Source organism: Bradyrhizobium frederickii (genome assembly GCF_004570865.1).
Classification (GTDB): domain Bacteria; phylum Pseudomonadota; class Alphaproteobacteria; order Rhizobiales; family Xanthobacteraceae; genus Bradyrhizobium; species Bradyrhizobium frederickii.
Genome location: NZ_SPQS01000011.1, coordinates 159,344 through 186,170, shown reverse-complemented (window position 1 = coordinate 186,170; position 26,827 = coordinate 159,344). Strand labels below are relative to the sequence as shown.

24 protein-coding genes and 2 pseudogenes are annotated in these 26,827 nt (G+C 60.8%); 10 read left to right on the top strand and 16 right to left on the bottom strand.

Annotated elements, in window-relative coordinates; genetic code table 11:
• Positions 1-551: 551 nt before the first annotated feature.
• The 5 genes and pseudogenes from E4K64_RS20760 to E4K64_RS20740 form a co-directional block, all read right to left on the bottom strand.
• A pseudogene (locus tag E4K64_RS20760) lies at positions 552-727 on the bottom strand (isochorismatase family protein); the annotation flags it as partial.
• A gap of 155 nt (positions 728-882) precedes the next feature.
• Positions 883-1,059 carry a hypothetical protein gene (locus tag E4K64_RS40455; RefSeq protein ID WP_167772157.1) on the bottom strand — a complete coding sequence of 59 codons (177 nt, stop codon included), beginning with the start codon at positions 1,057-1,059 and terminating at the stop codon, positions 883-885.
• 164 nt (positions 1,060-1,223) lie between these two features.
• Entirely contained in the window at positions 1,224-2,666 is a 1,443-nt protein-coding gene (locus E4K64_RS20750) for a DUF1254 domain-containing protein (protein ID WP_135165173.1), read from the bottom strand.
• A 113-nt stretch (positions 2,667-2,779) separates the two neighbouring features.
• Positions 2,780-4,237 carry a DUF1254 domain-containing protein gene (locus E4K64_RS20745; RefSeq protein WP_135165172.1) on the bottom strand — a complete coding sequence of 486 codons (1,458 nt, stop codon included), beginning with the start codon at positions 4,235-4,237 and terminating at the stop codon, positions 2,780-2,782.
• Between the two features lie 922 nt (positions 4,238-5,159).
• Entirely contained in the window at positions 5,160-6,233 is a 1,074-nt protein-coding gene (locus tag E4K64_RS20740; RefSeq protein WP_135165171.1) for a SphA family protein, read from the bottom strand.
• Between the two features lie 201 nt (positions 6,234-6,434).
• Between E4K64_RS20740 and E4K64_RS20735 the strand changes: the two genes are divergently transcribed.
• Complete coding sequence (locus E4K64_RS20735; RefSeq protein ID WP_167772156.1) at positions 6,435-6,713, top strand: hypothetical protein; 279 nt, start codon at positions 6,435-6,437, stop codon at positions 6,711-6,713.
• A gap of 438 nt (positions 6,714-7,151) precedes the next feature.
• On the opposite strand, the gene E4K64_RS41195 is transcribed toward E4K64_RS20735, so the two are convergent.
• Entirely contained in the window at positions 7,152-7,445 is a 294-nt protein-coding gene (locus E4K64_RS41195; RefSeq protein ID WP_235884741.1) for a helix-turn-helix domain-containing protein, read from the bottom strand.
• A 432-nt stretch (positions 7,446-7,877) separates the two neighbouring features.
• On the opposite strand from E4K64_RS41195, the gene E4K64_RS41190 reads away from it, so the two are divergent.
• The 3 genes from E4K64_RS41190 (at position 7,878) to E4K64_RS20715 (ending at position 11,760) form a co-directional block, all read left to right on the top strand.
• Positions 7,878-8,201 carry a hypothetical protein gene (locus E4K64_RS41190; protein WP_235884742.1) on the top strand — a complete coding sequence of 108 codons (324 nt, stop codon included), beginning with the start codon at positions 7,878-7,880 and terminating at the stop codon, positions 8,199-8,201.
• Positions 8,202-8,342: 141 nt separating this feature from the next.
• The gene (locus E4K64_RS20720; RefSeq protein ID WP_135165170.1) at positions 8,343-8,771 is read left to right on the top strand and encodes a hypothetical protein; all 429 of its coding nucleotides are present in this window, start codon (positions 8,343-8,345) and stop codon (positions 8,769-8,771) included.
• 91 nt (positions 8,772-8,862) lie between these two features.
• Positions 8,863-11,760, top strand: coding sequence for an ATP-binding protein (locus tag E4K64_RS20715; protein ID WP_135165169.1), 2,898 nt, complete (start codon positions 8,863-8,865; stop codon positions 11,758-11,760).
• Positions 11,761-12,151: 391 nt separating this feature from the next.
• Here E4K64_RS20715 and E4K64_RS20705 read toward each other — a convergent pair whose 3' ends face one another.
• The 8 genes from E4K64_RS20705 to E4K64_RS20670 all read right to left on the bottom strand — a co-directional run bounded on the left by E4K64_RS20705 (position 12,152) and on the right by E4K64_RS20670 (position 20,119).
• Positions 12,152-13,420 carry an adenylate/guanylate cyclase domain-containing protein gene (locus E4K64_RS20705; protein WP_167772155.1) on the bottom strand — a complete coding sequence of 423 codons (1,269 nt, stop codon included), beginning with the start codon at positions 13,418-13,420 and terminating at the stop codon, positions 12,152-12,154.
• Positions 13,421-13,752: 332 nt separating this feature from the next.
• On the bottom strand, positions 13,753-14,433 hold the full coding sequence (locus E4K64_RS20700; protein WP_135165248.1) for a YoaK family protein: 681 nt from the start codon (positions 14,431-14,433) through the stop codon (positions 13,753-13,755).
• A 1-nt stretch (position 14,434) separates the two neighbouring features.
• Positions 14,435-15,856, bottom strand: a complete 1,422-nt coding sequence (locus E4K64_RS20695) for an alginate export family protein (RefSeq protein WP_135165168.1) — start codon at positions 15,854-15,856, stop codon at positions 14,435-14,437.
• A 14-nt stretch (positions 15,857-15,870) separates the two neighbouring features.
• A complete protein-coding gene (locus E4K64_RS20690; RefSeq protein ID WP_135165167.1) occupies positions 15,871-16,803 on the bottom strand; it encodes a glyoxalase in 933 nt (310 codons plus the stop codon).
• Positions 16,800-17,267, bottom strand: coding sequence for a DoxX family protein (locus E4K64_RS20685; RefSeq protein ID WP_135165166.1), 468 nt, complete (start codon positions 17,265-17,267; stop codon positions 16,800-16,802). The genes E4K64_RS20690 and E4K64_RS20685 overlap by 4 nt, the downstream gene beginning before the upstream one ends.
• Before the next feature lies 1 nt (position 17,268).
• Positions 17,269-19,155 (bottom strand): amidohydrolase, encoded by a 1,887-nt coding sequence (locus E4K64_RS20680; RefSeq protein WP_135165165.1) that lies wholly within the window; start codon positions 19,153-19,155, stop codon positions 17,269-17,271.
• On the bottom strand, positions 19,152-19,442 hold the full coding sequence (locus E4K64_RS20675) for a XapX domain-containing protein (RefSeq protein WP_135165164.1): 291 nt from the start codon (positions 19,440-19,442) through the stop codon (positions 19,152-19,154). The genes E4K64_RS20680 and E4K64_RS20675 overlap by 4 nt, the downstream gene beginning before the upstream one ends.
• 26 nt (positions 19,443-19,468) lie before the next feature.
• Entirely contained in the window at positions 19,469-20,119 is a 651-nt protein-coding gene (locus tag E4K64_RS20670) for a hydrolase (RefSeq protein WP_135165247.1), read from the bottom strand.
• Between the two features lie 316 nt (positions 20,120-20,435).
• Between E4K64_RS20670 and E4K64_RS20665 the strand changes: the two genes are divergently transcribed.
• A complete protein-coding gene (locus tag E4K64_RS20665; RefSeq protein ID WP_135165163.1) occupies positions 20,436-21,251 on the top strand; it encodes an alpha/beta fold hydrolase in 816 nt (271 codons plus the stop codon).
• Positions 21,252-21,264: 13 nt separating this feature from the next.
• Positions 21,265-21,897 carry a hydrolase gene (locus tag E4K64_RS20660; protein WP_135165162.1) on the top strand — a complete coding sequence of 211 codons (633 nt, stop codon included), beginning with the start codon at positions 21,265-21,267 and terminating at the stop codon, positions 21,895-21,897.
• Between the two features lie 16 nt (positions 21,898-21,913).
• Here the strand turns inward: E4K64_RS20660 and E4K64_RS20655 are convergent, their stop codons facing one another.
• Positions 21,914-22,555 (bottom strand): helix-turn-helix domain-containing protein, encoded by a 642-nt coding sequence (locus E4K64_RS20655; RefSeq protein ID WP_235884726.1) that lies wholly within the window; start codon positions 22,553-22,555, stop codon positions 21,914-21,916.
• A gap of 60 nt (positions 22,556-22,615) precedes the next feature.
• Here E4K64_RS20655 and E4K64_RS41185 point away from each other — a divergent pair, with 60 nt between their 5' ends.
• Both E4K64_RS41185 and E4K64_RS20650 read left to right on the top strand, forming a co-directional pair.
• Positions 22,616-22,882 (top strand): hypothetical protein, encoded by a 267-nt coding sequence (locus E4K64_RS41185; protein ID WP_235884725.1) that lies wholly within the window; start codon positions 22,616-22,618, stop codon positions 22,880-22,882.
• A gap of 220 nt (positions 22,883-23,102) precedes the next feature.
• Positions 23,103-24,092 carry a LysR family transcriptional regulator gene (locus tag E4K64_RS20650; protein ID WP_135165160.1) on the top strand — a complete coding sequence of 330 codons (990 nt, stop codon included), beginning with the start codon at positions 23,103-23,105 and terminating at the stop codon, positions 24,090-24,092.
• Here E4K64_RS20650 and E4K64_RS20645 read toward each other — a convergent pair.
• Positions 24,026-25,054 carry a ring-cleaving dioxygenase gene (locus E4K64_RS20645; RefSeq protein ID WP_235884724.1) on the bottom strand — a complete coding sequence of 343 codons (1,029 nt, stop codon included), beginning with the start codon at positions 25,052-25,054 and terminating at the stop codon, positions 24,026-24,028. The two genes, E4K64_RS20650 and E4K64_RS20645, sit on opposite strands and share 67 nt — an antisense overlap.
• A gap of 187 nt (positions 25,055-25,241) precedes the next feature.
• Here E4K64_RS20645 and E4K64_RS20640 point away from each other — a divergent pair, with 187 nt between their 5' ends.
• Both E4K64_RS20640 and E4K64_RS20635 read left to right on the top strand, forming a co-directional pair.
• On the top strand, positions 25,242-26,114 hold the full coding sequence (locus tag E4K64_RS20640) for an alpha/beta fold hydrolase (protein WP_135165159.1): 873 nt from the start codon (positions 25,242-25,244) through the stop codon (positions 26,112-26,114).
• 421 nt (positions 26,115-26,535) lie between these two features.
• Positions 26,536-26,738: pseudogene (locus E4K64_RS20635) on the top strand (transposase); the annotation flags it as partial.
• Positions 26,739-26,827: the final 89 nt, after the last annotated feature.

The following is a 26,827-nucleotide window of genomic DNA, read 5'->3' as shown; positions in this document are numbered from 1 at the left end:
GCGTTCCAGGCCCATTCTGCCTGCTGGAGTCAGTTCGCAGTCGTTCAACACATCCCGATCGGGATATTGCGCCTGAAACGAATCTGGATCTTGAGTCGCCCACAATGGGCACTGGGCGCTTGCAGAGCTTATCGCGCCAATCGACATCATCGCTGCAATAACAAAGGTCCTGAATCCAGTCATGGTCGTGCTCCTAACGGCTGTTGTTTTTGTGCGGAGCATTCGCGCTGGTTCGAATCGGCTGCTCTGTTGAACGCGTTTCCTTCGAGTTTCTTGGATGAACATTAGGTGGGTATGCGCTCGGGAAAAACACGCTGTGAACAATCACAGCTGCGCGAATGGCAAATCGGGATGCTCACCATTGAGTGACGCACACCCGCATCCCCGCATCGCGTCACATCGGACACATTCGCCAAAGTCGCTCCAGCATCGGCTGCTGAGTGCAGAAGCCATGCGAGATCGAATATGATCAACCAGGCAGTTGGACTATGGTGACAGCGCTGGCCTGCACCCCAATGTATGTCACCTGGAATTGACGCTCATGCGAAGGCTCACCCGGAGGAGATCACGGCAACAGCTTCGTTCGTGGTCACAATGGCACTGGCGCAGTTCGGCATGTTGACTCCAGCGCTGCGTGCATCTCCCGATCCGAGTAGCTCGCGATGGCGTCGCTGACCACCGTGACCGCGTAACCGAGCTCGGCAGCGAAGCGCACCGCCGCCTCCACTTTGGATATCAACGGGCGTAGCGGGTGAAGATGTAGTCGCGATCCTTAGCGGGCTCGTGGCAGGAGAAGCAGGCCTTGTGCACCGCCCTCGCTGGCAGGCTTGCCGTCCTTGAAATCGGTGGGACAGGGCGAGATTGCGGTCTCCGGCACGTGACCTAGCCGGACACGTTGGGCGCAACCTCAACGACCCGCGAGATCACGACGATACTTCCCGACGGCGTCAAATAGTTGAACATCGCCTCGAACACCGAGAGGATGAACGCGCCGGTCAGCACGGCCGCGGTGCCGGAGCCCCAGCGAACCAGCTTGAGCTTGGAGAAGACGAGCCACACCAGGACGATATTAGAGCGTCAGGATGACGAGCATCACAGGCTCCCTCAGGTATCGCCATTCAGCTCTTCTCGGCCATTGATCGACGGACTGACTTACCTCGGTGTCATGCCGTTCCCGTCGCAAACCGGCGGCGGGACCAATACACGGGCTGAAATTTGCAGCTCTACGAAACCCTCTTTATTCCGGGCGGCTGCCAGGTTCCTTCGCCCGCGGGCAGGATCGAAGGTGGCTCTGTCTTCGGCCAGTAGAGCCGCATCACCAGATAAATCGGGCCGTCCGGAGCCGGCAGCCAATTGGCTTCCTTGTCGGCGCCCGGTGACTTGTTCTGGATGTAGAACGTCAGCGATCCATCGGTGCTGGTCTTCATGCCGGACAGCATCGGTGAATTGATCAGGTACCGGTTGATCGGGTTTTCGATGAGAAGCTGCGTTTTTCCGTCGTACATTGTGATGGACCAGAAGGCATTCACCGGCGGCTGCTGACCCGGAGCGAATGTCAGCGTGTAGGTGTGCTTGCTGCCATCGAGTGTCTGGCCATCACTGTCGGTGCGAGTGAGTGGGTACACCGCCTCCACTGCATCGTTGCCGTAGATGCCGGCCTTGGCGGCGACAGCGCGCTTCAGCCAGTCACCGTTGTAATGCGCGCTATCGCCCGGCAACGAACTGACCCGCCAGCCGTTGACATCCTTGCCGACCGACGCGACAGCCTCATCGACCTTCCGCTCCCCTTCCTTCATTCCCAGGCCGATTTCGAGCTTCTGCTCCAGCGGCAGGTCTCTGAAGTTGAAGGTCTTGCCGGGTCCAACGCCGATGGTGGCAAGCTTTGCGCGCATTTCCTTCTCGTTCTCCTGGACGGGAGCAAACTGTAGGGCAAAATCGAGGAATTCGAAGAAATTGGTCTTCACGAGCTCCTTGTCGATCTTTGGAAAGTCGATTGTCGCCGCGGCAGTCGTGACCGGTTGTTTCAGATAGGCAGAAAGCGTCTGCACTTTGTACCCGTCTTGCACCTTCTTGACGTTATCGAGGTCGTCGGCGTTGAAAAGCTGGGTGCGATAGCCGGCAACTGAAAACTGCGTACTTGACCGGAACACCTTCTTTATTCCAGGCGGGGTCGCACCCTTCCAGTCCGGCCCCACCACCATGTAATCGCCGGCCTCGCTTCCCGTGGCACGGTTACCGATGTAGCCATAGTTGTAGGTGCTGCCGTCGCAGAGCATCACCGAATAGTAGCGCTTAGGGTCCACTGCCGGAACGGAAAGAATGATCGGCTCCGCCCGCAGGTCCATCCACACGAATGAATAGGGCGTGTCGCTGTTCGGCGTTACGATGGCGGTGTCCTTGTAAGTGAACACGTTGGGCTCGTTCTTTATCTGATTGAACGGCGCCTTGAACTGCCCCGAATTGCGATCCACGGCGTATTCATACATGACGGCATAGTTCATCACGATCGGCAGGCCGTAGATGAAGCCTGCCTCGGCAACGTCTTTTGCCTTCAGGAAGCCCGGTCGGTCGGCGCTGGCCTGGGCAAACGCCGGCACGGTCCTTGTCGCTGCAAGGGTGATCGTCGTCATCGCAGCAGTGCGAAGCAGTTCACGTTTGGTCAACATGTGAATCTCCTTCAGGATCAACTCGCTTCAGCTTCGAACGATCGGTCTTCCAGGGATGTTTGTGCTGGTGCGGTCGAACGCCGGCGCCAAAGCGCCGGCGTTCAAATCAACTTTTATTGGGCCAAGCCCACCGTTCCCGCCTGCGTCTTCACGACCGGCGGCGGATTCCATTTTCCGGTTAGCGCATCGGACTTCGGGCTGTAGAGGCGCATGGTCAGATTGAAGGCTCCCTTCGGCGCCGGAAGCCAGTTGGCATCCTTGTCCTTGCCCGGACTATCGTTCTGGAAGAATATATCGAGCGACCCGTCTGCGTTGTACTTGAACGGCATCCAGCTGCTCACCGCAAAACGGTTGAGCACGTTGCCGACCTGGAAACCTTCGGGGTCGTATAGCGTGATCGACCAGAAGGCATTGACCGGCGGAGCGGCGCCCTTCTCAAACGTAATTGTGTACTTGCTGGCTCCATCCAGCGGCTTGCCGGTCTCGTCGCCGAGATTGAGCGGATAGATGGCATCCTCGGGCAGATTCGCGCCAAGCCCAAGTTGGGCGACGATGGCTCGCTTCAAATAGTAGTTGCCGTAGACACCCATCGTATCGGTGTTCATCGACCAGCCGTTCGAGACCCGCGCCAGTGTCGGCACTTTCCATGCCATCAGCTTCTGGCCATCCTGCGGTGCGGTCTCCAGTGCCCGTTGCAACACCGGATCGAGCTTGCCGATGTCAAAACTCTTGCCAGGCTCGATGCCGATCTTCTTCATCCGCGCGACGATCGGCTCATCGGTAACGTGCGGCGGGTGAAGCTTGAGCAGCTCTGCGGCGTTGGCGAAGTACACGCCGGCCGACATGGTGTCGACCTGGACCTTCGGCGGCGTCTTCATGTCGACGCCTGGGTCCGGCTTGAATTCGACCGGCTTCGGTGTCTTGCCGTACTCGGAAAGCAACGTGACCTTGTAACCGGCCTGAATCTTATGGACGGCATCGTAATCCGGCGGGCCATCCGTCTTGGTGCGGCCGATCACCCAGACATAGGGCGTCGGCGCTTCGATGCGCTGGGTGTCGCTCGGAAGCCTGAATTCTTCCGCGAACCTGTCGCGCAGATCGGGCCGCCAGCCCGGGGGTGTGATCAGGAACGTGCCGGCCTTGGTGCCGGTCGTTCGCCAGCCGGGCGATGCGAAGACGTCGGTCCACATGTCGAGCATCGGCAGCAGATAGTAGCGCCCATTTGTATCTGGTACGGAGATGACGACGGGCTCCTTGGTCATGTCCAGCCAGGAGGCGGAATACAGCGTATCGAAGTTCGACCGCACAACGCCCTTGAAATCCGCCGGGGGGTATTCCGGCACGTTGACAAAGGTATTCATCGGACCTCGGAAATCGGTCGTGCCGTTGGTGAATTGCTTTCTCGTGATGTCCATCGACATCAGCGAGTAAAAGTAGACATAGGTATCCACCGCGATGGCATGCGCCTCTTGTTCGCTGATGGCCGATGCAGTGCCCTGCGCCCGCGCGGCAGGCGCGGCCGCCGCGCCGAGGCAAAGAGAAATTATCAGCGTCAGAATTCCTCGAAGCATGTCGAATCCTCCTCTTACGATTTGGCGATTTCTGATTTGCGACTTCGTTCAATTCACCTTGCCTACCGTCGGCATGATCGCTTTCGAGGGTCTGAACATTGAAGGTCTCAGCGTATTGCTTTGCAGCATGGCGCCACGGGAATTCGATACGAACAGCGAAGACACGATCTCCGGCTTGACCGCCGCCGTGGGCTACCGATTGTTTTCAGGGAATGCGAGACCGGCGGTGTTGCTCAACGTCTGCCTCCATACCCTCCAACACCATCGTTGCCAGCAATTCAGCGATCTGAACCAGTTTTGCACGCTTCATGTTTGCCTCCTCCTGTTTGGGAGGTTCGGCAGGCTTCCCGGTGATTTTGTCTGCAAGCAGCCGATCGGTGGCCGGCGAGAAATCGAACGTCGGCGCCAAAGCTCTGGCGCTTCACCCTTCACTGAGCCGACAGCGCGGCAAGGCAGAAAGATAAAGTCGGTCTTGGGACCCGCAGGAGCATGTCGAACACCCCTTTCTGACCTTCACTATGATGCGTGGGATCTTCATCCCACAGGGCCGTCGCGAAGGACATGCAACATCGCCTGCCGAAAACGCTGCATGGCGTCCGCAGAGATCGAAACGGGTGCGCTGGTCTTGCTGGTGATAAGGTGCTTGTCGCTAAACGTGAGTGCGAAAAAATATTTCGTTAGCCTCTACGAGCACGACGCTAGCACAGCACGCCAACTCCGGCCATGATCTTGTTCCACGTCGCGCCCGCTCTGCAGCAAGTCGTTCGAAGAATGCAGCTCGTGCGACTTAGCCAATGTTACGGGAAACCTTGTTGATTCCCGACGACTTTTGCTTCGCAGTATTTCCCGCGATTTTTAGTTGTCATGTGCCGTGGCGCAGCGACTTCGCTGCGTGATTTGGTCGCACCGCCGCGTGCCTCTCTTATTTCGTAGCTATTCGCCGCGTCGGCGCCACAGTGCTCGAGGGCGCCATCGGCGACAGCGAGAAAGTCAGCCACGTGTTCCAGCCAGCCGGCCGATTTTCTGCGGCAAACTCGCCATACCCTTTCAGGTTCAGATATCCCTGCATGTCGCCGACCGGAAACAGGTATCCGATCTGAGGACCGACTCCCACCACGCGCGACCGGAAACCACCCAGGATCGGGGGCTGGCCGAAATCGTCCGTGATCTGTTGATAGTAGTAGCCGACCACCCCGACGAAGAGCTGCTTCGAGAGAAACTGCGAAGCGCCCCAATCGATGTGGAAATCGATGCCACTTTGGTACTGCGTGTCAGGGTTCTTGAAATTGTAGGTGACCCCGGCAACCGCCGAAAGTTCGTGCCCCAGTTTCTCATTGAAATAGGTGTAGCCACCGCCGCCGTCAATCGCGCCGTGACCGATGCCAAGGTTTGCAAGACGATTTGCAGAGTATGCGCCAACCGGAATGTCGCCGGTCAAATAGGTCATGAAATTGTGGACGCCAGGGTTCCACTTCAGCGTCACCTGCGGATATAGGTCGCCGATGGAGGTGACCGAATCGGAGAGGGTGCCGGTGCGTGTTGTCGCAAAGGGCCCAACTGCCGTTGTCAGCGTTCCATCGAGCGCTGCAGCGGATCGGCCAAACAGGCCGGTCATACCGATCGCCAATTGTCCGCCGAGCACCGGCGTCGCGAACGTATAGGTTGGGTTGAGCAGGACAAGATCCGCCTGCGCGTTTAGACGCAGATTCAAATCGACATTGACGTTAGCGGGGATTCGGCCGACGCGAACTTCTCTTGCCGCGGCTGCGTTACCGAAGGCGGACACGGTCGTGTGATAGTAGACCTCGGCCATCGACCAGCCCGGGACCGCGGGGACTGCCGCGAGGCTGCTGAAACGCCCCGGAAGCCAGTACGAGACGCCGTCCTCGTCGGCATATGCAGCGTCGGACAAGAATCCGGCCATCGCCGTAGCCAGGCCGAAAGCTGCGCGGATGAGCCGATAACGAGACTTTGGTTCGGAGATGCATCGCGTCATTTGCTTGTCCTCCCCGCCAGCAAATGACAGTGTATCAACCCGCGATAGAATGTCTCGCTCTACGGTAATGTACCCTCAGATTTGACACTCGATGTTGCTCTGAAGGCACTCAAGCCCGTCGCTTATTGCGAGGACGGGTAGAAATACCGACAGCACGGTTGACCAGAAAGAAGGCCTGCAGCGTTCGAGAGGGAGGGATATATGTCGAAGCTCGTTGGTATCGTCCTGGCTCTGGCCGTCGGCAGTTCGGGAAGTAGTCTCGTGGGATCTCCCGCACGCGCGATCGAGGAGACGCCGCAGGTCATGCTGGCTGCCCAGATACGCATGCAAGGCAATGATTGCGGCAAGCCGCTCAGTGCAGTGAAGGACGCGAAGCGATCGAAGCCCGACCACGAGGTCTGGGTTCTCAAATGCAGCAACGCGACCTACAGAGTAAGCCGCGTCCCCGATATGGCGGCGAAGGTGGAGCGGCTCCGATAGCGTTTCCAGCTTCGCTCGTGAACGACATGCTACTTGCGAAGATCATTTTCCGTTGCTCGCCCGATAGCGTCGGCTACGGTCAGGGGTCGCCTGCTAACGCCATCGGGCCTGCAAACCGACAAAGCGGAGATCTCGCTGCTGCCCTCGTCCGATCTCGAGGGGGATCGGCGCAAGGATTTGAAGCCGATCGCGCTCGGTTCGCTCAATGCCCGTCCGGACGGCGTCTTGGGCAACATCAGAATTCCGTGGGACGCCCTGACGCCGATCCTGCAGATGTTGATCGCCGGACCGTTCAAGTTCGTCCTGAGGCGGGCATCAGGTTTCGGCGTCGTAGCGCGAAGCTATCGCGATTCCTCCATTTCGACGAAGCTCGGCGAAACGCGCGTCAGTCCGGGCTCTTCTCCGCCTGGAGTTAGTCGGAACACGACCGACGTCCCCTCATCCCTCAGAACGAGCCCGACGCCAGGCGCCAGGGCTCGTTCCCACTCTACGGGAGAAAACCCTCACGAAGTAGCTTTGATCACCGAACCCGCAGATCAGCGCGATATCTGCCAACGGCAATTTGGTAGTCGTCATAAGGCGCTTGGCCTCTTTGACTCGGAGCTGAGAGAGATACTCGTGGGGCGCAACCCCTGTACTGCGCCGGAAACAGCGAGCGAAGTGGCTCGGCGTCAGCCTGCACTCGGCAGCGATATGGGAGATCGTCAGGCTGCTGGCAAGGCGAACACGCATGATCTCCTTGGCCCGACGCTCCTGCCATGGCGCCAGTCCGCCCTCGTGAACACCCTCACGCGAGCGAAGATCCCCGTACGTCTGGGCAAAGTGCGCGAGCAATGTCATACCAAGCTGATCAACGAAGAGCTGATTGTTACCCCGCTCCTCCTCTAGGGCGCTCAGGAGAACACTTGAAAGCCTGGCCAAATAGGGATCGCACCGATCGCGAGTGCACTCGAGGGTGGAGATCGGCTTTGCATTGTTCTCGTGCGCGAAGTCGTCAAGTGCGCGGCGCGGGACGTAGTATTGGATACCTTCGAACGGACCTCTGAATTCGCACCGCGGATTGTCGCGGAGGTCGGTGACGCTCACAGTTCCGGCACCGACCGGTCCATTGGATAACTGGCCATCGGTGAGCCCTGGTGAATGCAGCTCCAAATCCGGAAACCGATGAAGAATGCTGAAAGCCGGCTCGGAGGGAATCGCGGCAGCCCGCTTGTGAACGCGACGGGTACAGGTCAACCGCGTAATTGCAAGCGCGAGCTTTCCATGCCGATTGACCTTGTGAACACAATCACCCTCCATTCCGAGATACATAGCGATCCGACGACCAAAAAAGCCGTCGCAGGAGGGATCAGCGTCTTCGATCATCGAGGCCTCGTCGAGCTCCGACTGGCTATTTCGGACGCTTTTCACGGACTTATCTTCGCAATGGGCAAGATGACTGTGATTTCTGCTTTGGTTGTACGCGAGGCACGCGCGCAACATTGTTAATCCCCACTCCGCCGCGTGGCGAATAAATCGTTCCAAAGAGTTGCTTCGCTCCGGCATCGAGGGCTTAATTTGTAAGGTTTTATTTGGCTGTGACCTTGCGACGCGAAAGACTTGCACTCGTCGAAAGAGGTACCAGATTTGATGAACGGCAATTTGGCTCAATTCAGAGAAGATTTGCGCCTGCATTTGTTTCGGTTGCAGGTGTGCCTGAACAACATCAGCGAATTGTTCGATGAGTCCTCGGTCACGAACGAAGCCGAGTTCGTCAGCCGGTTGAACGAACTGCGCACGACGGCAAACGTGTCTTCGGAGCGCGCCGCGGAATTGCGCCAGGCTCTGCTGGGCGGCCTCGATCAAGACGCCGCGATGACGCCGGAAGTGTCTCGGTGGATCGGCAGGCGGCAGACCGCACAGCTTCACGCCCGCGCCGATCTGATCGAGAAATCAGCGACCATTGCGGTAGAATTGGCGACGCTCTCCGTGCTCGAGGCCGAACGCATCACGATGACCGCAATCCTGGCGCGCGGGCAAGCGGTTGCCGTGCAGGTCCAGCGCGACGATCTGCCCTGATCGCTTTGTTTGCGCAGCGTATTCCGACGGATGGACACCTTCCGGTCGGAGGCGTAATGAGGGTCTTTGCGAATCCAACGCCGACTGACGAATGTCCGACCGCGACGAGAGACCAAAGCGTACGTTTCTATTCGGACCGTTCCGCCTTTCCTCGTCCAAGCGGATATTGTCCGAGGGTGACCGCGTCGTTCGCTTGGGCAGCAAGGCTATCGAGATCCTGATCGCACTGGTCGAGCGCGCAGGGGAACTGATAAGCAAGCGCGAACTCATTGAGATCGCCTGGCCTAACACCTTCGTTGTCGAGGCAAACCTGACCGTTCAGGTGGCGGCGCTGCGCCGCGCGCTCGGCGAAGACGAGACCGCAAATCAGTACATCGTAAACAGCCCGGGGCGCGGATACCGCTTCGTCGCCCCTATCAAGGTCCTGGAAGAGGAAAGTCCTGAAGCCGACCTTCTAGTTCCACGTAAGCACAACCTGCCGGCGCAACTAACCCGCCTGATCGGGCGAGCGGAAGCGCTAGACTCGATCAAGCGCAAACTAGCCGACGGTCGCCTCGTGAGTATTGTCGGGCCGCCGGGCATCGGAAAAACTTCGACAGCCCTCCGCGCAGCGGAAACGGCGCTACCACAGTTTCGCGACGGCGTTTGGCTAGTCGACCTTGGCTCGATCACGAACGAATCGCTGATTCCGAGCGCGCTCGCATCTGCGCTCCCCATCGATGTCCGTTCGAGTGACATCCTGTCGGGGATCGTCGCCGCCCTGCGCTATAAGAACCTGCTTCTGGTCTTTGACAATTGCGAGCACCTTATCGATGGCGCAGCGGCGGCGATTGCCGCGCTGCTCCGTGGTGGCAACGAGATCAAGGTGCTGACGACGAGCAGGGAGCCGCTGCGCATCCAGGGCGAACAGGTGTGCCGCCTCCCCCCGCTGGATGTGCCTCCTCCGGGTGCGAATCTCAGCCTGAAGGGCGCATTGACCTACCCCGCGGTCCAGTTGTTCGTCGAACGAGCAGCGGCCATTGTGAACAATTTCGAACTCAACGACACCAGCGCCGCTTTTGCGGCGCAGATATGCCGCGGACTGGACGGAAACCCGCTCGCGATCGAGCTGACCGCCGCGCGCGTGGACGCTTTCAGCGTCAAGGGATTGGCCGCGAGGCTCAAGGACCGCATGAGCCTACTGGCGGATACGCACCGCGGTACGTCGTCGCGACACCGCACTATCGCGACGGCTATCGAGTGGAGCTATCAGCTGCTAAGCGAGCGCGAGCGATACATCTTGCGCTGCCTTGGGGTGTTCGCCGGTAGTTTCACGCTGGAAGCCGCTGTTGCCGTGATTCCGGCGACCGAAGATGACTCTGCGACGATCCTTGCAGATCTGGTCTGCAAGTCGCTACTCTCGGTCGATGTCGGTACCGAAGGTGTCAGGTTTCGGCTGCTGGAGATCACTAGGGCGTTCGCCCTTGCCAAGCTGATCGAGAAAGCGGAGCGGAACGAACTCGCCAGCAGGCTTGCATCCTGCCTCGCCGAAATGTTCCGAAAATGCGCCGACGGGCCGAGCCGGGTGGAAACGCTCAGGGACGCGGTTCTTGAGCTCGATAACGTGCGCGGAATCTTGAACTGGGCTTTTTCGGCGAGCGGCCAAGACGGTGCGGGCGTTGCGCTCGCGGCCGCCGCCGTGCCTGTCTGGTTGGAAAATTCGCTCCTGACGGAGTGCATCGGGTGGACAACAAAAGCGATCGATGCTCTCGAGCCGAGTGTTGAGAGCGAGCGAAGTGAGATGATCCTGAAGGCCGCCCTCGGTCTCGCGGTGATGTTCACCGAAGGCATGACGAGCCAGTCGCGTGATGCGTTGAACAGGGCAATCGAGCTTGCCGGACACCTGCGCGACCAGCAGTGGGAGCTTAGGGCCCGTCTGGGCCTCGTCCTCTTCATGCATCGGCGCGGCGACTTCAAGGGCGCATTGGAGGGAACTAAAAGGATCGAGAAGCTTGTTGCGGACGTCGGAGAGCCCACGGCGCTTGCAATGTTGAAAAGCGTCAAGAGCGCGTCGCTGTACTTCAATGCCGAATACCCCAGTGCCTTGAATCTCGCACGCGAGGCTCATGCCTATTTCCGAACCCACGCAAGCCCATCCCAAGTAGGTCGCTGGGGCTTGAATCATTCGGTTTACGCGCAGTGCGTCATGACGGGAGTCCATTGGTGTGAAGGTCGTTTTGATCAGACACTCAGTGCATGCCTATCTGCACATTCTGAGGCGGAAGAAACCGGAAATCCGACGTCGATCTGCCAGGCGCTCAGTTGGTGCGGGTGCGCGATGTTTCTCAGGTTAGAGGAGCTAGACCTTGCTGGTGCGGCCATCCGTAGGATGAGGCAAGTAGCTGAGGACAACGATATTCAAAGCTACCTGTTCTCGGCCATCGGGTTCGAGGGCAGATTATTGTTCCTGAAGGGAGAGTTCGAACAGGCCGAACGACACTTGAGAGAAGCGATATCCAAGCTGAGCGATGCCCGGTACGAAAATGCTTCCCTCCCGTTTCTCGGGCGATTGGGGGTGCTTCTCGCCGCCGATGGCCGCCCGGAGGAGGCAGTTTTGGCGTCAGCAGAATCACTTGAACGGATAAGGGCCGCCGAGGCGCTCTGGCTGTTGCCGGACGCTCTTCGGATCCACGGCACGACTTTGCTATCTTTAGAGGGAACAAAATCCGAATCGGCGGAGAGCCACTTCCGCGAAGCGATCACGATCTCACGTCATCAAGGCTCGCTCGGCTGGGAGCTTTGGGCAGTAGAGGCCCTTGCGGAGATGCTGCGGCAACAGGGCCGAAATAAAGAGGCTTCGGCGGAGCTGGAACGAACCCTTGGAAAATTCGTGGAGGGCTTCGAAACCGTCCCCTTCCGCCGCGCCAAGACCATGCTCGACAAGCTGCGGGGAACGGCGGCCTCCGAAGAGAGGGGGCAACCGATTCCTCGGGAGAGTACGCGCTTCTGAGGAGGTCCGTCACCAATTGGAGGCCATTGGCGCGGACGGCATATTATCGTGCGTCCGGGCGCGGAGCACCCGACTACGAAAGATGCTTTCGATCTTTCGCGGACACTATCGCGGACCGCTTGTCGTCAATGCCGGCATCACTCCCGAGCACGCAGAGCAAATCGCCGGTTCCGGCGAAGCGGATGCAGTCGCCTCTGGCCGCCTCTTTCTCGCCAATCCAGACCTCCCGGCACGGATTCGAGTTGGAGGCCCCTACAACTCCCCAAAACCGTTCGGGATCTACGGCGGTTCGGATTCCGGGTATCTCGACTACCCAACGCTTGAGACCGTCAGCAGAGAGGCCGCTGCGCGAGCTTAGTGCAGACACAATCGCACAGGTCGACGGCGATCGTCATCCCGCGAGTCCGTATATAGACATCCTAGCGGAGATTCCTCGCAGCTGATGCTCACCGAGATGCTCGACGTCCCGTGGAACGTGCCGAGCGACGGCTTCCGTCATGAGCAGGTCCCGGCCTATGGTCTTGGTGAGCGCTTCCACGCGGCAGGCCTCGTTGACGGCGGCGCCAATAACCGTGAAGTCCAGGCGATCCGGAGCGCCGACGTTGCCAAAAAAGACCGCACCTTCGTGAAGGACGATGCCCGCCCGCAGCACGTGGCAGCCTTCGGCGCCGGACGCAACACGAATAGCCCGATTGAAAACTTCGAGTCGCGCGATCGCGTCCCTCGCCGCCGAGACGGCCGCGCGGGACGCTTCGGCGACGCCCACCGTCACCGGAAAGACGGCGAGCATGCCGTCGCCGATGAATTTGAGAATTTCGCCGCCGTGAGCGGCCACGGCACTTACCATCGCCTCGAAGTAGGCGTTGAGCAGGACCAGCACATCGGCCGGGGGCAGAACGTCCGACATCTTCGTAAAATTTCTGAGGTCCGACACCCAAATCACGGCGCGGATCGAGTCTCCCGCGCCGCGCTTGATCGCGCCCTCAAGCACCTTGGCGGCGGCGCCGTAACCAAGGTACGCGCCCAACGCGTTTTCGGAGATCTTCAACTCGCTGTGGCGTTGCACATGCAAGGCGAATAGTTTGAAGAGGCGGGTCAAGGACTCTATCTCGGCCTCGGTGAAACCGGGGGCCGCATTCGTCGCGACGGTGACCACGTTACGTGTATCAAGACCAGACAACGGGATCGCCAAGTAGTCGGTCATGCCGGCGGCCGCGAGCTCGATCATGATGGGAAATTCCACCTGCGTCGACGGCTCGCTGGGCCTTCGGCGGATCGTCTCGCCGGTCTCGACGATACGTTGCAGCGGATTGAGTCTGTAGGCGTCGGAATCGACCGCGGCGTCGGCGACCCGGACCTCGTCGCAGAAGCCATCGTCGGCATTCCAGACCCATGCGAATCCGACAAGCTGGGGATGGAGCGTGCCGATATGCAGGGTAAGTCGATCAACCGAAGAGCCGGCGGCCTTCATCTGACGGATCAGCTTGACGAGGAGGTCGATCATCTGCCGCTCGGCGGAGGCCTCTTCCAGCAGCCAGTTTTCGATCCCGGCGAAATTGTCCGCGATGCCCACGGCGACCGCGATCGGACCGGCTCTTCGCACGAACGTGACCGACTGGGGATAGGATCGAGGGGATGGATCGGAAGTCTCAGAAGCCATTTCAGTTTCCTCGCGCATTGCCTGCCGCACCTCTCGACGCGAAGCCGGTCTTGATGTCCGGACAGCAGGATCCATCGTTCCGGGCGACAATGCGGATGCGCTGGCGGCCATACTTTCGACGGCGGGAGCCAAGGTTGACCATCGCGCGTTCCCGTTAGACCACCCGTTGCAGGCCGACGTCGCGATGCCCGCTCGTGATTGGCCGAAGCGATGCAGTATGCGATGGCCTCTTGATCAGCGACCTCTCGACTTTCTGCAGGTACCCGATCGACATCGGTCGACCGGGCCCGAGCTATTCGCCAGGTCCTTCAATTCGGATCGCTCACGCCCCGTCACTTCGGTTCGGCCGCGGCCAGAAACACCACCGGTAACGCGATCAGCGGAGGCAAGATGAAGCACCACGTTCCGAACTTCGCATAGAGACATGCGCCGGCTGCGCATCCCAATGCGAAGGCAGCGACGCTCGCTGCCATCTTGCCGAGCCGCGGCTTGGCGACGGTCAGCACCGACGCTGGCGCGCCGCGAAAAACGTCTGCGACGTCTATCATGATCTGGGTGGTGGTGCCCGTCATCAACGTGCTGGGAGGCTCGGTGCCCATATGGATGCGGTGCGCGGCATTCTGGATGGCCATGGCCGCGACCAGAATCATGCCGGTACAGATCGCCTGCCAGCTATCGCCCTGCGTGAATGGTCCGAAATAGACGGCGCATGCACCGCCCACCGCCAGAAGTATCGTCTTGATGGCCAGCATCGAGCGGAAGATCGGAAGTCCCATTGCCGGGAGATAGAAGCTCAAGATTCTGCTGACGACAACTACGAAGCAGAAGACCGGGAGAGCGAGCAGCTTCGCTAGGCCACCGGACGTCCCCAGCACCATGGCCGCACCAAAGGTGACAAAATTGCCGGTGACGTGCGCAGTGAACAGCCCCTGAAGCGCGAGAAAGCCAGCGGTATCGACGAAGCCCGCATTCAGGCTCATCAGGAGCGGAAGCAGGAGTACGTTGCGGGGCATGTCACCAACCGTATTGAAGCTGGACACCTAGATAGTTGCTGGTGTGTCCACCAGCGCGGATGATCGTGTCGCCGACGTCGAAATGCACCGCCTCGATCGCGCCGGTCAGGTGGTCGTTGAACGCGTAGTCGACGCGAAGCTGACCGTAGGCTCCCGTCCAGTTGCTGCCCTTGCCGGCGGTGCCCGCTATCGGCACGTTGGGCTGGACGTAGATCGCGTCGGCCGTCGTTTCGCGCCACTGCAAGCCAATCGCTCCCATCACCTTCAGCCGGTCCGCCGGACTGACGGTTATGGAGGGTTTGAAGTGAAGGATGTTCGCGTATCCCGCATAGCCGGCCAGCGTGAAATAATAGCCGTTCGGGAAGAGCGGATTGAACGTTCCCAGCGTGCCGTCGCCGGGGTGATGGTCGCCCGACGCAGCGTCGAACTGGAGGCCGATGCGCGGCAGCCAGGGAACATCGGGCAAAGTGTATCCAATTCGCGTACCGACGGCCCAGGCACGAATGTCCTTCGTACCCACCTGCCCCGCCTGCCCCATGGCCTCGAGATCCCAGTCGAACTGTTGGGACTTTCCTGCGAATCTCGCATCCAGAACGTGACGGCTTTCGTCGCCCAAGGCATCGAGATATCTGGCGGCCTTGCGCTCGTACAGGGAGTAGTAGCCCGACAGCTCGTTGTCACCCAAAACCTTACGCTCGACCCGGAGCGTGCTGAAGCGGAAGTTGTCGTTCGAGGTGTCGTCGAAAGGGCGAACGTCGAGATATTGGACGGGGCGGCTGACGAAGCCGATGAAGCGCCAGACGCCGGTTTCCCAGTCAGCCCAGATCGCATCGAATGATTGTCGCACGTTGGGTCCATCCCGCGACGATACGAAGCGCTGCAGGTCGAAGGCGAAGTCCTGCCGTCCGATGCGCGCCTTCAGGGTCCCGCCCGAGAATGTGTTGACGTACTCCAGGAAGGCAAGGCGCAGGTCGGCACGGTCCTGGTCGACCGGAGAGACGTTCTGCTTGTCGAAGGCCCGATCGTCCTCGAGTTGAACGAAGGCTCGCCAGTTCTCGTTGAAGTGAATGTCGGCGTGCACCTGCAAACGCTGTATGAGATAGCTGTCCGAGGGCGTGTTGCCGGTGCCGAACGCCGACGCGCTATTGGTCTCGAAGCGTTCCCGCAGTGTGGCCCCCAGCGAGACGTAGCTTTTCGGATCGGTCGCCCAAAGCGGGATGTATTTGAGGCCGTCAAACGGTTCGGTACGCAATCTGGGATCAGCAAGCACCGACCAGTCCTCTGCCCAGCGGTTCGCCTGGATCGCGGGCCTCTTGGGGACCGCAGCGCCCCCGTCTTCAGCCCGCGCGAAGCCGACGCCGGCGCCAAGGGTCGCAAGCGTCAGAACGATGCAGAAGTTGCGCGTATCGACTCGTGCCAACATCGGCGGACGTCACCTCATTTGCCGTCCGCCCGCGATGCACTCTTCGGGCCAAGCGCGTGGATCTCGGCGATGTACCCGCCGGGGAACATGACGAACGCCGCAGAGCGACCGCTTGACGTGTAGGATTCGACCAGCACCGTTGCGCCGGCGTCCTTTGCCTTGCCGAGCGTCGAAGAGAGGTCGGCCACTTCATAACCCGTCGTCTCCCGGCCGTAGGGATAGGGCAGATGACCGTCCGTGACCAATACAACCATCTTTCCGAATGGGGACTCGATCCGGATGCGCCTGTAGGTCACATCCGATCTTCCGATCTCCAAGCCGGGCGCCTTCGCGTCGTCCGAGACGACCTTGCCGCGGGAGAATGCAACAAAACTCCGGGTGAAAGCAGCGGCCCTGTCGGGAGAAACGTACACGCGGTTCTCCGGAATTCGCTCGAAGGGAGCGTAGTCGGGCTTCGTCGTATGCCAGTAGAGCTGCAAGTTGATACCGCCCGGCCATTGGACCACGGCGTCGCGCCCAATCGGATCCGGGAAGGTGGACACGATCACGTCAGCGCCCGCGCCGCGCGCTGCTTTGATCGCCTCGTCCATGTCTGCGACTAGATATCCGTTGCGCTCGGCGCCAAACGGATAAGGAATCGGCGTCTTGAAGCCGAACAGCGAGACGGTGCCGACGGGCGTCTGCAACAGTTGCGACGTGGTACTGCTCGGCGTCGGCGTGACTGTCGCCACCACCTGCTTGGTGCTCTTGCCGCCGAAAGTCGCCAGAAAGCTTGCCGCGAACTTGTCCACGTCGTCGGGCGCGACGTAGACGTGGGTCGTGTCGTATTGAGGGGCCACGGCAGCCGCCGCTTCCCTGGATTTCGTTGCGTCCCTTGCTGCGACCGGCGTGTTCGCGGCGACAATCGCGATGAACGCCACTAGAGCAATGGCATTTGTTGATCTCATTGAGGCATTCCTTGGACAGCTTGAGGTCGCGTAGCGCGGTTCGGACGGAGAGAGACCTCATCGGAAACAATCGATACGATGACGAGGCCCGCGATCAACCCGAGATGTTCGAAGAAGGCATTTGTTGCCATGAATCTCTCGTGGCCTCCCATCGTCCAGAAGGCGTTCGCGGTAAGCATCGCGACGAACGTCAGAACGCCGAGCCCGCCGGCGCCCAACCACACCAAACGATTCAAGACGACAAGCAGAGACCCGCCGAGTTCGACCACGATGGCGGCGGCGGCCCACAGCCAGCCCGGATACAGGCCGAAGTGTTCCTGCTCGGCCACCGCGCCTGCGAAATCGAGCGATTTGGCAAAACCGCCGAGGATGTAGGCGGACACCAAGGCCAATCTGGCCGCGTGCCACAGCAGCGGCCAGCGCAAGATTGTGGAAATCCAGCCAGGTGCAGCGCTGGCCTGCATCTCAGACCGCCCAACAGGCGCATCCCAATGCGCCCCAGAAGCTTCGGAGATCGGAGACCGGCAGCCGGCTCGACCAGGCCGCCGCATGGTCGTGTCCATGGACGCCACACGAGTTGGCGCAGTCGCACATTTGCATGGCCTTCATCGCGAGGCTGGTATCCTTCGTCTGTGCCTTGTCATCGGCCCAGGCCGCGTACCCGCCGAAGCGGCGGACCGGTGACCAGTCCGGCATCGCGGGCGGCGGAGTGACACTCTCCTGCCTGGAGAAGTCTCCCGCGCCAAACACGATCCTTCCCCCGACCATGGTCAGCAGCGAGGTCGTATCGGCGATCTCGGCCTCGCTGCAGGAGAAGTAATCGCGGTCGGGGACGACGAGGTCGGCGAGCTGGCCGACCTGGATCCGGCCCTTGTTACCCTCTTCGTTCGAGAACCACGTCACGTTCTCGGTCCACATCCGCAGCGCCGTCTCGCGATCCAGACAGTTACGCTGGGGGGTAATTCGCAAACCGCCGACGGTCCGGCCGGTGACGAGCCACGACAGAGAGACCCACGGGTTGTAGGAAGCCACCCGGGTCGCGTCGGTACCGGCCGACACCTTTACGCCCTTGTCGATGATCTTCTTGACCGGTGGCGTCGCCTCGGCGGCTCCCGCCCCGTAGCGTTCGACGAAATATTCGCCCTGATAGGCCATCCGGTGCTGCACGGCGATGCCGCCGCCGAGCGCCGCGATGCGATCGATCGACTGGTCCGAGATCGTCTCGGCGTGATCGAAGAACCAGTGCAGCCCTTCCAGAGGCATGTCCTGATCGACTCGCTCGAACACGTCCAGCGCCCGCGAGATCGTCTCGTCGTAGGTCGCGTGGAGCCGCCATGGCCATTTGTTCTGAACAAGGACCCGGACGACCTCCTCAAGCTCGCCTTCCATCTCCGGCGGCATGTCCGGACGCGCCACCCGGAAATCCTCGAAGTCGGCGGCCGAGAACACCAGCATCTCGCCGGCGCCGTTGTGCCTGAAATAGTCGTCGCCCTGCTTGTACTTCGAGGTCTTCGTCCAGTTCAGGAAGTCCTCCTTCTCGCCCTTGGGCTTCTGGGTGAAGAGGTTGTAGGCCAACCGTATCGTCAGGAGACCTTCGTCGTTCAGCTTCTGGATAACAGCGTAATCTTCCGGATAGTTCTGGAATCCGCCGCCGGCATCGATCGCGCCGGTCACACCCAGCCGATTCAACTCCCGCATGAAATGACGGGTTGAGTTGACCTGGTAGTCGAAGGGCAGCTTGGGCCCCTTGGCGAGGGTCGCATAGAGAATGTTGGCATTGGGCTTGGCCAGCAGCAAACCCGTCGGGTTGCCCTTGACGTCGCGCATAATCTCGCCGCCGGGCGGTTCGGGCGTGTCCTTCGTATAACCAACTGCACGCAGGGCCGCGCCGTTCAGGATGGCCCGATCGTAGAGATGCAGCAGGAAGACCGGCGTATCGGGTGCCACGGCATTGAGCTCGTCGATCGTCGGAAGCCGCTTCTCCGCGAACTGGTGTTCGGTGAATCCGCCGACCACCCGCACCCACTGCGGCGGCGGCGTGACAGCGACCTGCCGCTTCAGCATGTCCATCGCAGTGGCGAGCGAGCGGACCCCGTCCCAGCGCAATTCCATGTTGAAATTCAGACCGCCGCGGATGATGTGAAGGTGGTTGTCGATCAAGCCGGGCAAAACGCGCCGCCCCCTGAGATCGACGATCTTCGTGGACGGCCTCGCCAGCTTCATCACGTCATGATCGTGCCCGACCGCGACGAAGCGGCCGTCGGCGATCGCGACCGCCGAAGCCGTCGGATTCGAGCGATCAAGCGTCGTGAACAGACCACGATGCAGGATGATATCGGGTGCGGAGGTCATGAATGTTTCTCCAGGCCGTCTGCCGGGGCGGCATTTTTCGATGGGTCGGTTTGACGTCCGGGCAGCATCCCGAACATGTGCGGAGCGCACTTGGCTTGCTGCCACGCCGACGCCAGCCCGTGTCCGGACAGCAGCTGTCGGGCTACGGGGACAATTTGTTCACCGGCGAGGATGCCGAGAAGCCCGACCAGCGCCACCAGCGGCGGCGCCGGTGAACGCACGTTGAGAAGGCTGTAGACGACGCCGACCAAAAGGCCGGCGCCGAGGGACAACAGATAGATTTTCATCACGGTGATCCGCGATTGGAGGACGTTCAGCCGGCTTTCGCGCCTCCTTCGGAGGCGTGTTCTCCAAGCGCCCATTTCGAGAAGCGGATCTGGATTCCGTAAGGCGAATGCGCACGTTGAATGTCCATCATGCCTTCGTAGGTCTCGCTGCGCGCCCAGTCCTGCTGAAGCTCGTAGGCGTATTGCGACGAGGTTATGGGGACCGCACCTGCCTGGATGGCGCGCTCCATGGCGCGGTTATGGGCTTCGAGGGAGAGGTCGCCGCAGGCATCGGCGGCGATGTAGATCTCGTAACCTTCCTTGAGCATGTCCAGGGTCGGAAAGATCACGCACGCTTCGGTCCAGAGACCCGCCAGCACGAATTTCTTGCGACCGGTGGCAGCTACCGCCTTGCGGAAGTTCGCATCGAGCCAGGAATTCATGGACGTGCGGTCGATGACGTCGTGTTCCGGAAACAGCGTGGTGACTTCCGGCATGAAGGGCCCGGAGAAGGAATCCCTTGCCACCGTGGTCAGCACGGTCGGGATTTTGAAAAGCTTGGCGGCCTTTGCCAGGATCTGGACGTTGTTAACCGTGACCAGGCGGTCATGCGATTGAACGCCCTGGAACATGGCCGGCTGATAGTCGATCAGCGCGATGGCGCTATTGTCGGGGGTAAGCATATCGAGTTTCGACATCGAGAAGTTCTCCTTGCGATCGGCATAGACGATCGAGCGAAAGGGAATGGAGCAAGTGGCTGCATCGTGCCCCCTGATCGCCGGCCAACGCTTGGACAATTTCGTCGTGGCTTGGATTTCGGCCCGATGACTCATCCAAGTGCGACGAATTGCCGGGCGCACATCGGCGGCGCTGGTCCGAGATCGCCAGCATGTCCAAACGACGCGCAGATCGTGCAAGCCAATCCGCGCTCTATCCGCAACCTTGCAGGCAGGAGGACCGAGCCGCCTCGCAGGATGACGTTCGGTTTTCATCAATTCGTCACAGGAGCGAACGATGGCCTTGCTTGAATTGCGGGACGGCACCGAGCTTTATTACAAGGACTGGGGAAGCGGAAAGCCGATCCTGTTCAGCCACGGCTGGCCGCTCAGCGCGGACATGTGGGACGCGCAGATGCTTTTCTTCGCCGAGCGCGGTTACCGAACGGTGGCGTTCGATCGCAGGGGTTTTGGCCGGTCGAGCCAGCCCTGGACAGGCTATGACTACGACACCTTCGCCGACGACATCGCCGATCTTGTCAAGCACCTCGACCTGAAAGATGTGACACTCGTCGGATTTTCCATGGGCGGCGGAGACATCGCGCGCTACGTGGCGCGTCACGGAACGTCGCGGGTCGCCAAGTTCGTCCTGCTCAGCGCCGTGACGCCTCTCTTCGTCAAGACCTCGGACCATGACGGTGTCGACAAGTCGGTGTTCGACGGCATCAAGGCCGGCTTGGTCAAGGACCGTGCGCAGTTCCTCGACGACTTCAGCCCCCTCTTCTACGGCACGAATCACGGCGTGAAGGTATCGCAAGGTGTATTCAAGCAGACCCTCCAGATCGCGCTTCAGGCGTCGGTCAAGGCGACCATCGATTGCGTGACCGCATTCTCGGAAACCGACTTCCGGCCCGACATGGCCAAGATCGACGTACCTACCCTGGTGATTCACGGCGAGGACGATCAGGTCGTGCCGTTCCCCTACACGGGCAAGCTGGCCGCCGAGATGATCAAGGGCGCCAAGCTGAAGACCTATCCGGGCGCTCCGCACGCGACAGCAACGACGCATGCCGACCAGGTCAATGCGGACCTGCTCGCATTCCTGATGGCCTAGCCGGAGAAAGTCGATGGCCCCGAATCCTCTTCATCTGCTCGAGCCCAAGGACTGCGCCCTGCTCCTGGTCGACCAACAGGCCGGCCTGGCTTTCGGAGTGGGTTCGATCGATCGGCAGGCTCTCGTGAACAACGTCGTCGCGCTCGCGAAGACCGCGACGGTGTTCGGTCTGCCTGTCGTCGCGTCCACCTCGGCGACGAAAGTGTACAGCGGGCCGCTGATGCCGGCGGTCAAGTCGGCGCTTCCCGGCGTTGAACCGATCGACCGGCGCAGCATGAACGTGTGGGAGGACGACAAGGCCCGCGAGGCCGTCCTCGCCACCGGTCGAAGCCGCTTGATTGTTTCGGGCCTGCTGACGGAGGCGTGCGTGACGTTCGCGGTGCTTTCGGCACTGTCAGCCGGCCTGGAGGTCTACGTCGTCGGCGACGCCTGCGGAGGGCTGACGACTGCGAGCCACGAATTGGCTCTCGGCCGGATGCAGGCCGCCGGCGCACGCCTCACGTCCTGGATCCAGGTCCTGCTAGAGATGCAGCGCGATTGGACGCGGCATGAAACCTACGATGGCGCACGCGCCATCGTCGAAGCTCATGCTGGAGGATACGGGATCGGCTTGGCCTACGCCCGCGACATGATCCGACCCGCTTGAGACGATCACGCTCGCGTCAGCCCTCTGAGCGGGACCTTCGCCAGGCTCCGGGGCTGGCTCCCACGTTGCGGGAAAACACCCTGGTGAAGTAGCTCTGGTCGCCAAAGCCGCAGATCAGCGCAATGTCGGCAAGCGGAAGTTTGGTGCTCAGCATCAGGCGCTTCGCCTCGTCGATCCGAAGCTGGGACAGGAATTCATGCGGAGCGACGCCCGTGCTGCGCCGAAACGATCTCGCGAAATGGCTTGGCGTCAATTTGCATTCCGCGGCGACGTCTGCAATCGTCAGATTGCTGGCGAGACGCGCTCGCATGATCTCCTTGGCGCGACGCTCCTGCCAGGGAGCAAGGCTGCCACCCGCAGCTTTTTCTTGCGGGCGCATTCCGCCGTAAGTCTGGGCGAAATGGGCCAGGACACTCAACCCGATCTGATCGACGAAGAGCTGATTGCTCGTCGGATCCTGCTCCACCGCGCTCAGCAGAACGCTGGACAGGGTCGAGAGGAAGGGATCGCGCTGATCCCTGCTCCATTTGAGCGTCGAGATCGGCCTGGCTCCGTGCTCACGGGCGAACTCGTCGAGGGCGGTCTGTGGCACGTAGTATTGGACGGCATCGAACGGGCCCTTGAACTCACATTGGGGGTTGTCCATCAGGTTGATCACGCTGACGCTCCCCGCACCGAAAGCTCCCGAATATTTCGGCCGTCCGGCGAGCCAGCAGGAATGCCGATCGAGGTCACCGAGCTGTTGCAGGATGCTGTAGGCCGGCTCGGAAGGAATCGCGGCGGTCCGCTCCCGGATGAATTGGGAGCAGGTCAGCCGGGTCATCGCCAGGGCCAATTGCCCTTCGCGCTTGATGCGAAGCAGGCAGTCGCCCTCCATTCCCAGGTGCCGGCTGAGGCGACGACCATAGAAACCGCCCGCCTTACTATCAGACTCTTCCATCATCGGGGTATTCAAAGCTATCCACCGTTGGATATGCCGCCATAGTGAATCCGAAGAACCACGTACAGATCACGTCCGCCGCACCGATTTTTCCTCATAGAGCAATAGTCGCTCCCCGTTCAAGTCACCGATCCGACAGCGATGCGCTAGCCGGAAAACGGATGGCAAAAGGAAACGATGATCCACCATAGGTGACATTTACCGGACTTGATAATCCGCTCCAATTCCACTTTATCTGTGAAACGATTTCATAGATGGATACGCGATGGATAATCGCATCGGCGAAATGCAGGTCTTCCTCCGCGTGGTGGAAGCCAACAGCTATTCGGAAGCGGCTCGTCGGCTGTTGATGACGCCGTCCACCGTCAGCAAGCTCATCGGAAGGATCGAGACACGGCTCGGTGTCAGACTGTTCGAGCGTTCGACGCGGCGGCTGTCGCTGACGTCCGAGGGTCGGATGTACCACGAGAAGAGCCTTGCGCTCCTGGCCGAGCTCGACGGCATCGAACGCGGCATTTCTCGGGGCGCAGCGGCAGCGGGCGGAACGATCCGGGTCAATACCACCGTATCCTTCGGCATTCTCGGCCTTGAGCCGCTGCTCCCTGCCTTTTGGCAAGCTCATCCCGAGATCGTGGTCGATATCTCACTCTCGGACGAAATCGTCGATCTTTACCTCGACCGGACCGATATCGCCTTCCGCGTCGGCCCCTTGCAGGCCTCCGCGATGGTCGCCCGACGTATCGGGGTCGTCAAAAGAAGGATCGTTGCGTCTCCAGACTACATCGGTCGCCTGGGTGAGCCGAAGAGGATCGAGGATCTTTCACGTCACAATTGCCTGGGATTCAATTTCCGACGCTCTGCCCCGGTCTGGCCTCTGAAGGAGAGCGGGCGAATTGTCGACCGCGCAATCAGCGGCTCGCTACTTGCAAACAACGCACAGAGCCTGCGGCGAATGGCAATCGCGGGCATCGGCCTCGCAAGGCTCGCCGATTATCACGTTCGCGACGACATATCGGCTGGCCACCTGGTCGAAGTGCTCGAGGGCACGGCAGGCGACGAAGAGCAAATACACGCGCTTTATCACGGTGGACCGCGGCTGCCCTTACGCGTGCGAGCATTCCTCGACTTCATGTGCCCACGGCTGACCGATTTCATGGAAGGCCGGGCTCGCGTTGATCGACAGGCAGTTCACGTGAGCGGGGGCAGGATCGCCGCGAGTTCGGCGCGACGCTCTTCGAGAAAGGCGGGAAGCTGAAGTTGCTGGCCCAGCCGCTCCGGCGCCTCGTCGACCGCGAATCCCGGGCCGTCGGTCGCGATCTCGAAAAGCACGCCGCAGGGTGCGCGAAAGCCGACCGCATTCAGGTAGGTTCGCTCGATGGGATCGCTCACCACGATGTCGTACGCAGATTGAAGTTTCTCGACCATCGCCGATCGATCGTCCAGATTGCTCGCGCGGAAGGCGACGTGCCGGATGGTGCCACCGCCGAGGCGCCCCCGCGAAGACTTTCCGATCATGCACAAGGTGATCGTGCCGCCCGGACCGTCATGAGCCACGAAGCGCATGGCGCCGTTTCTCTGGGAGACCAGCTGGAAATCGAAAACCTTCTGGAGGATGTCGATGGTCTCGTCCTCCTCGCGGACGTTCAGCGTGACGCCATGAAGGCCGCGTAGCGCACGATCGGCCGTGGCATTTTGGCCGGTTGTCGCTGGCAGCTTTTCCCACGTCTCGACCAGAGACAGCTCCGTGCCATCGGGATCGGCAAAGCAGAGCATGCGCTCGCCGAAGGGCGACACGTCCAATCGATTGGGGACCCCTGAGGCGTTGAGCCGATCCACCCACCCATCGAGCGAATCCGGTGCGACGCGGAAGGCGGTCTGCACGACCTCGCCGACGCCGCTCAGCCCCGGCGTCACGCAATTCCAGGCGAGCGTACTGATCACGGCACCCGGATTGCCGATGTCGTCGCCATAGTACACGTGGTAACTGCCGGGATCGTCATAGCAGACGGTCTTCTTGACCCGCTTGAGGCCCAGCACACCCGCGTAGAAGTCGGCGGCGCGGCGTACGTCGCCGATGATCGCTGTGACGTGATGAAGTCCCCGTGCGTTCACGCAATTGCTGCCTAATCCTCGGTCCCGAGGCCGCCCGTTCGGAGCATCATTTCCGCCGCGCGGGTCTCGTTCTCCCTCTGGTTGCTGCTCGTTCCGGAGAGACAACCCCGAACATCTCCGCGCGTCTTGGACTTTCTCCCGATCTTGGAACCGCCGCCAGGGTAAAATTCGGTACCTAACCCAGCGTTCCCGCAGCTGTAGGGACGCAATCGTGCAAAACGCCGTCAAAACCTGCAATCAGTCCCCTCCGACTTGACGAAGGATCGCGCCCGGAAACCTCGCACCCCCGGGCATGAGATCGGTGACCACCATTCGTCGAGCAACCTGCCGGGCAAACGGCATCCGCCAATTCTACCTGGAGGCCGGGGCCGGCCCCCCGGTCGTGCTGTTGCACGGCTTCCCGGAGACCAGCTTCGCCTGGCGTTTCCAGATACCGGCGCTTGCCTCCCACTACCGGGTGATCGCGCCGGACCTGCGCGGATACGGCGAGACCGACAAACCGCCGAACGGCTATGACAAGAGGACGATGGCCAACGACATCGTCGAACTCATGAAGACGCTCGGCGTGGGGCGAGTGGCACTGGTCGGGCACGATCGCGGCGCGCGGGTCGCGACCCGCCTGGTCAAGGACCACCCGGATCTGGTCGATCGCCTCGTCGTCATGGACAACGTTCCGACCCGCGTCGTCGCGCGCGAGATGACCGCGAAAGTCGCCCGCGAGTACTGGTTCTTCATGTTCCACCAGATCCCCGACCTGCCTGAGGCGCTGATCGCGGGACGCGAGGACATCTGGCTTCGTCACTTCTTCTCCGACTGGTGCCACGACCCGATGACGATCTCCGGCGAGGCATTCGAGACCTACGTGAAGTCCTACAGCGCGCCTGGCGCCGTACGGGGTGCGATGTCCGACTATCGCGCCAGCGCAGAAGACATCGCGCAGGATCTCGCGGACGCCGGGCAGAAGATCCGGTGCCCCGTGCTTTCCCTTTGGGGCGAAGACTTCGGCGCCGTCGGCCGCCTCTTCGACATGAAGGCGGTCTGGAGCGAGATGACAGAAAATCTTTCGGTCGCCCCGATCGAACGTTGCGGCCATCTTCCGCAGGAAGAACAGCCAGAGGCGGTCAACAGGCTCCTTCTCGATTTTCTGAGCGGCTGGAGCGGGTGAGGTCGTCAACCGCACCACGTCATGCCGGCGACTGAACTGACGCACTGGAGATGGAAAAGGACAAGGATGAAGCCGATCCGCACCGTCGCGCTGCTGACGTTCGTATCCCTGTTACCCGGCTCTAACTTGGTGGAAGACGGAGGGAGAGAAGACGGGACCAGCTAAGCTCTTGAAATCGCTGGCGCGCCATTCAGAACAAAACCGCGAACTCATATATAATTGAAATTGTTATATAAATTCGAGCTACTGGGGAGGACCGACTCACTGAAGGCTACCTACGCCCCCAACGGTTTCTGCCGAGTTTATGACCGAGTTGGTTTGGAGCTAACCTGGGTTAGAAACCAGACTGCGAGGCTGACGTATGCCCCAAGGGGCGGCTCCTTGGCCGACCGCTTTGACTGGGATAATGATCGTTGCCCGCCGCCTTAGCTTCTTCGGCGACCACGCCCATCTCGCCAAATCTCAATGCTTCGCAGCCTTTCTGGCGCCACTGCGCCAGCGGAGTGGGTCGTCTACGCAACGCGGCCGTTCGGCGGGCCCGAGGCCATGCTCGCCGATCTGTCGCGCTACACCCACCGCGTTGCCATCGCCAACAGCCGCCTGATCGCCTTCGACCAGCAGGGTGCCCCCAAGGGGGAGCAAAACTGCCCACCAGAAATCCCACGGAAACCTCGTGACGCTCGCGCCTTCTCGAATGTCCAAAGGACGGCCGA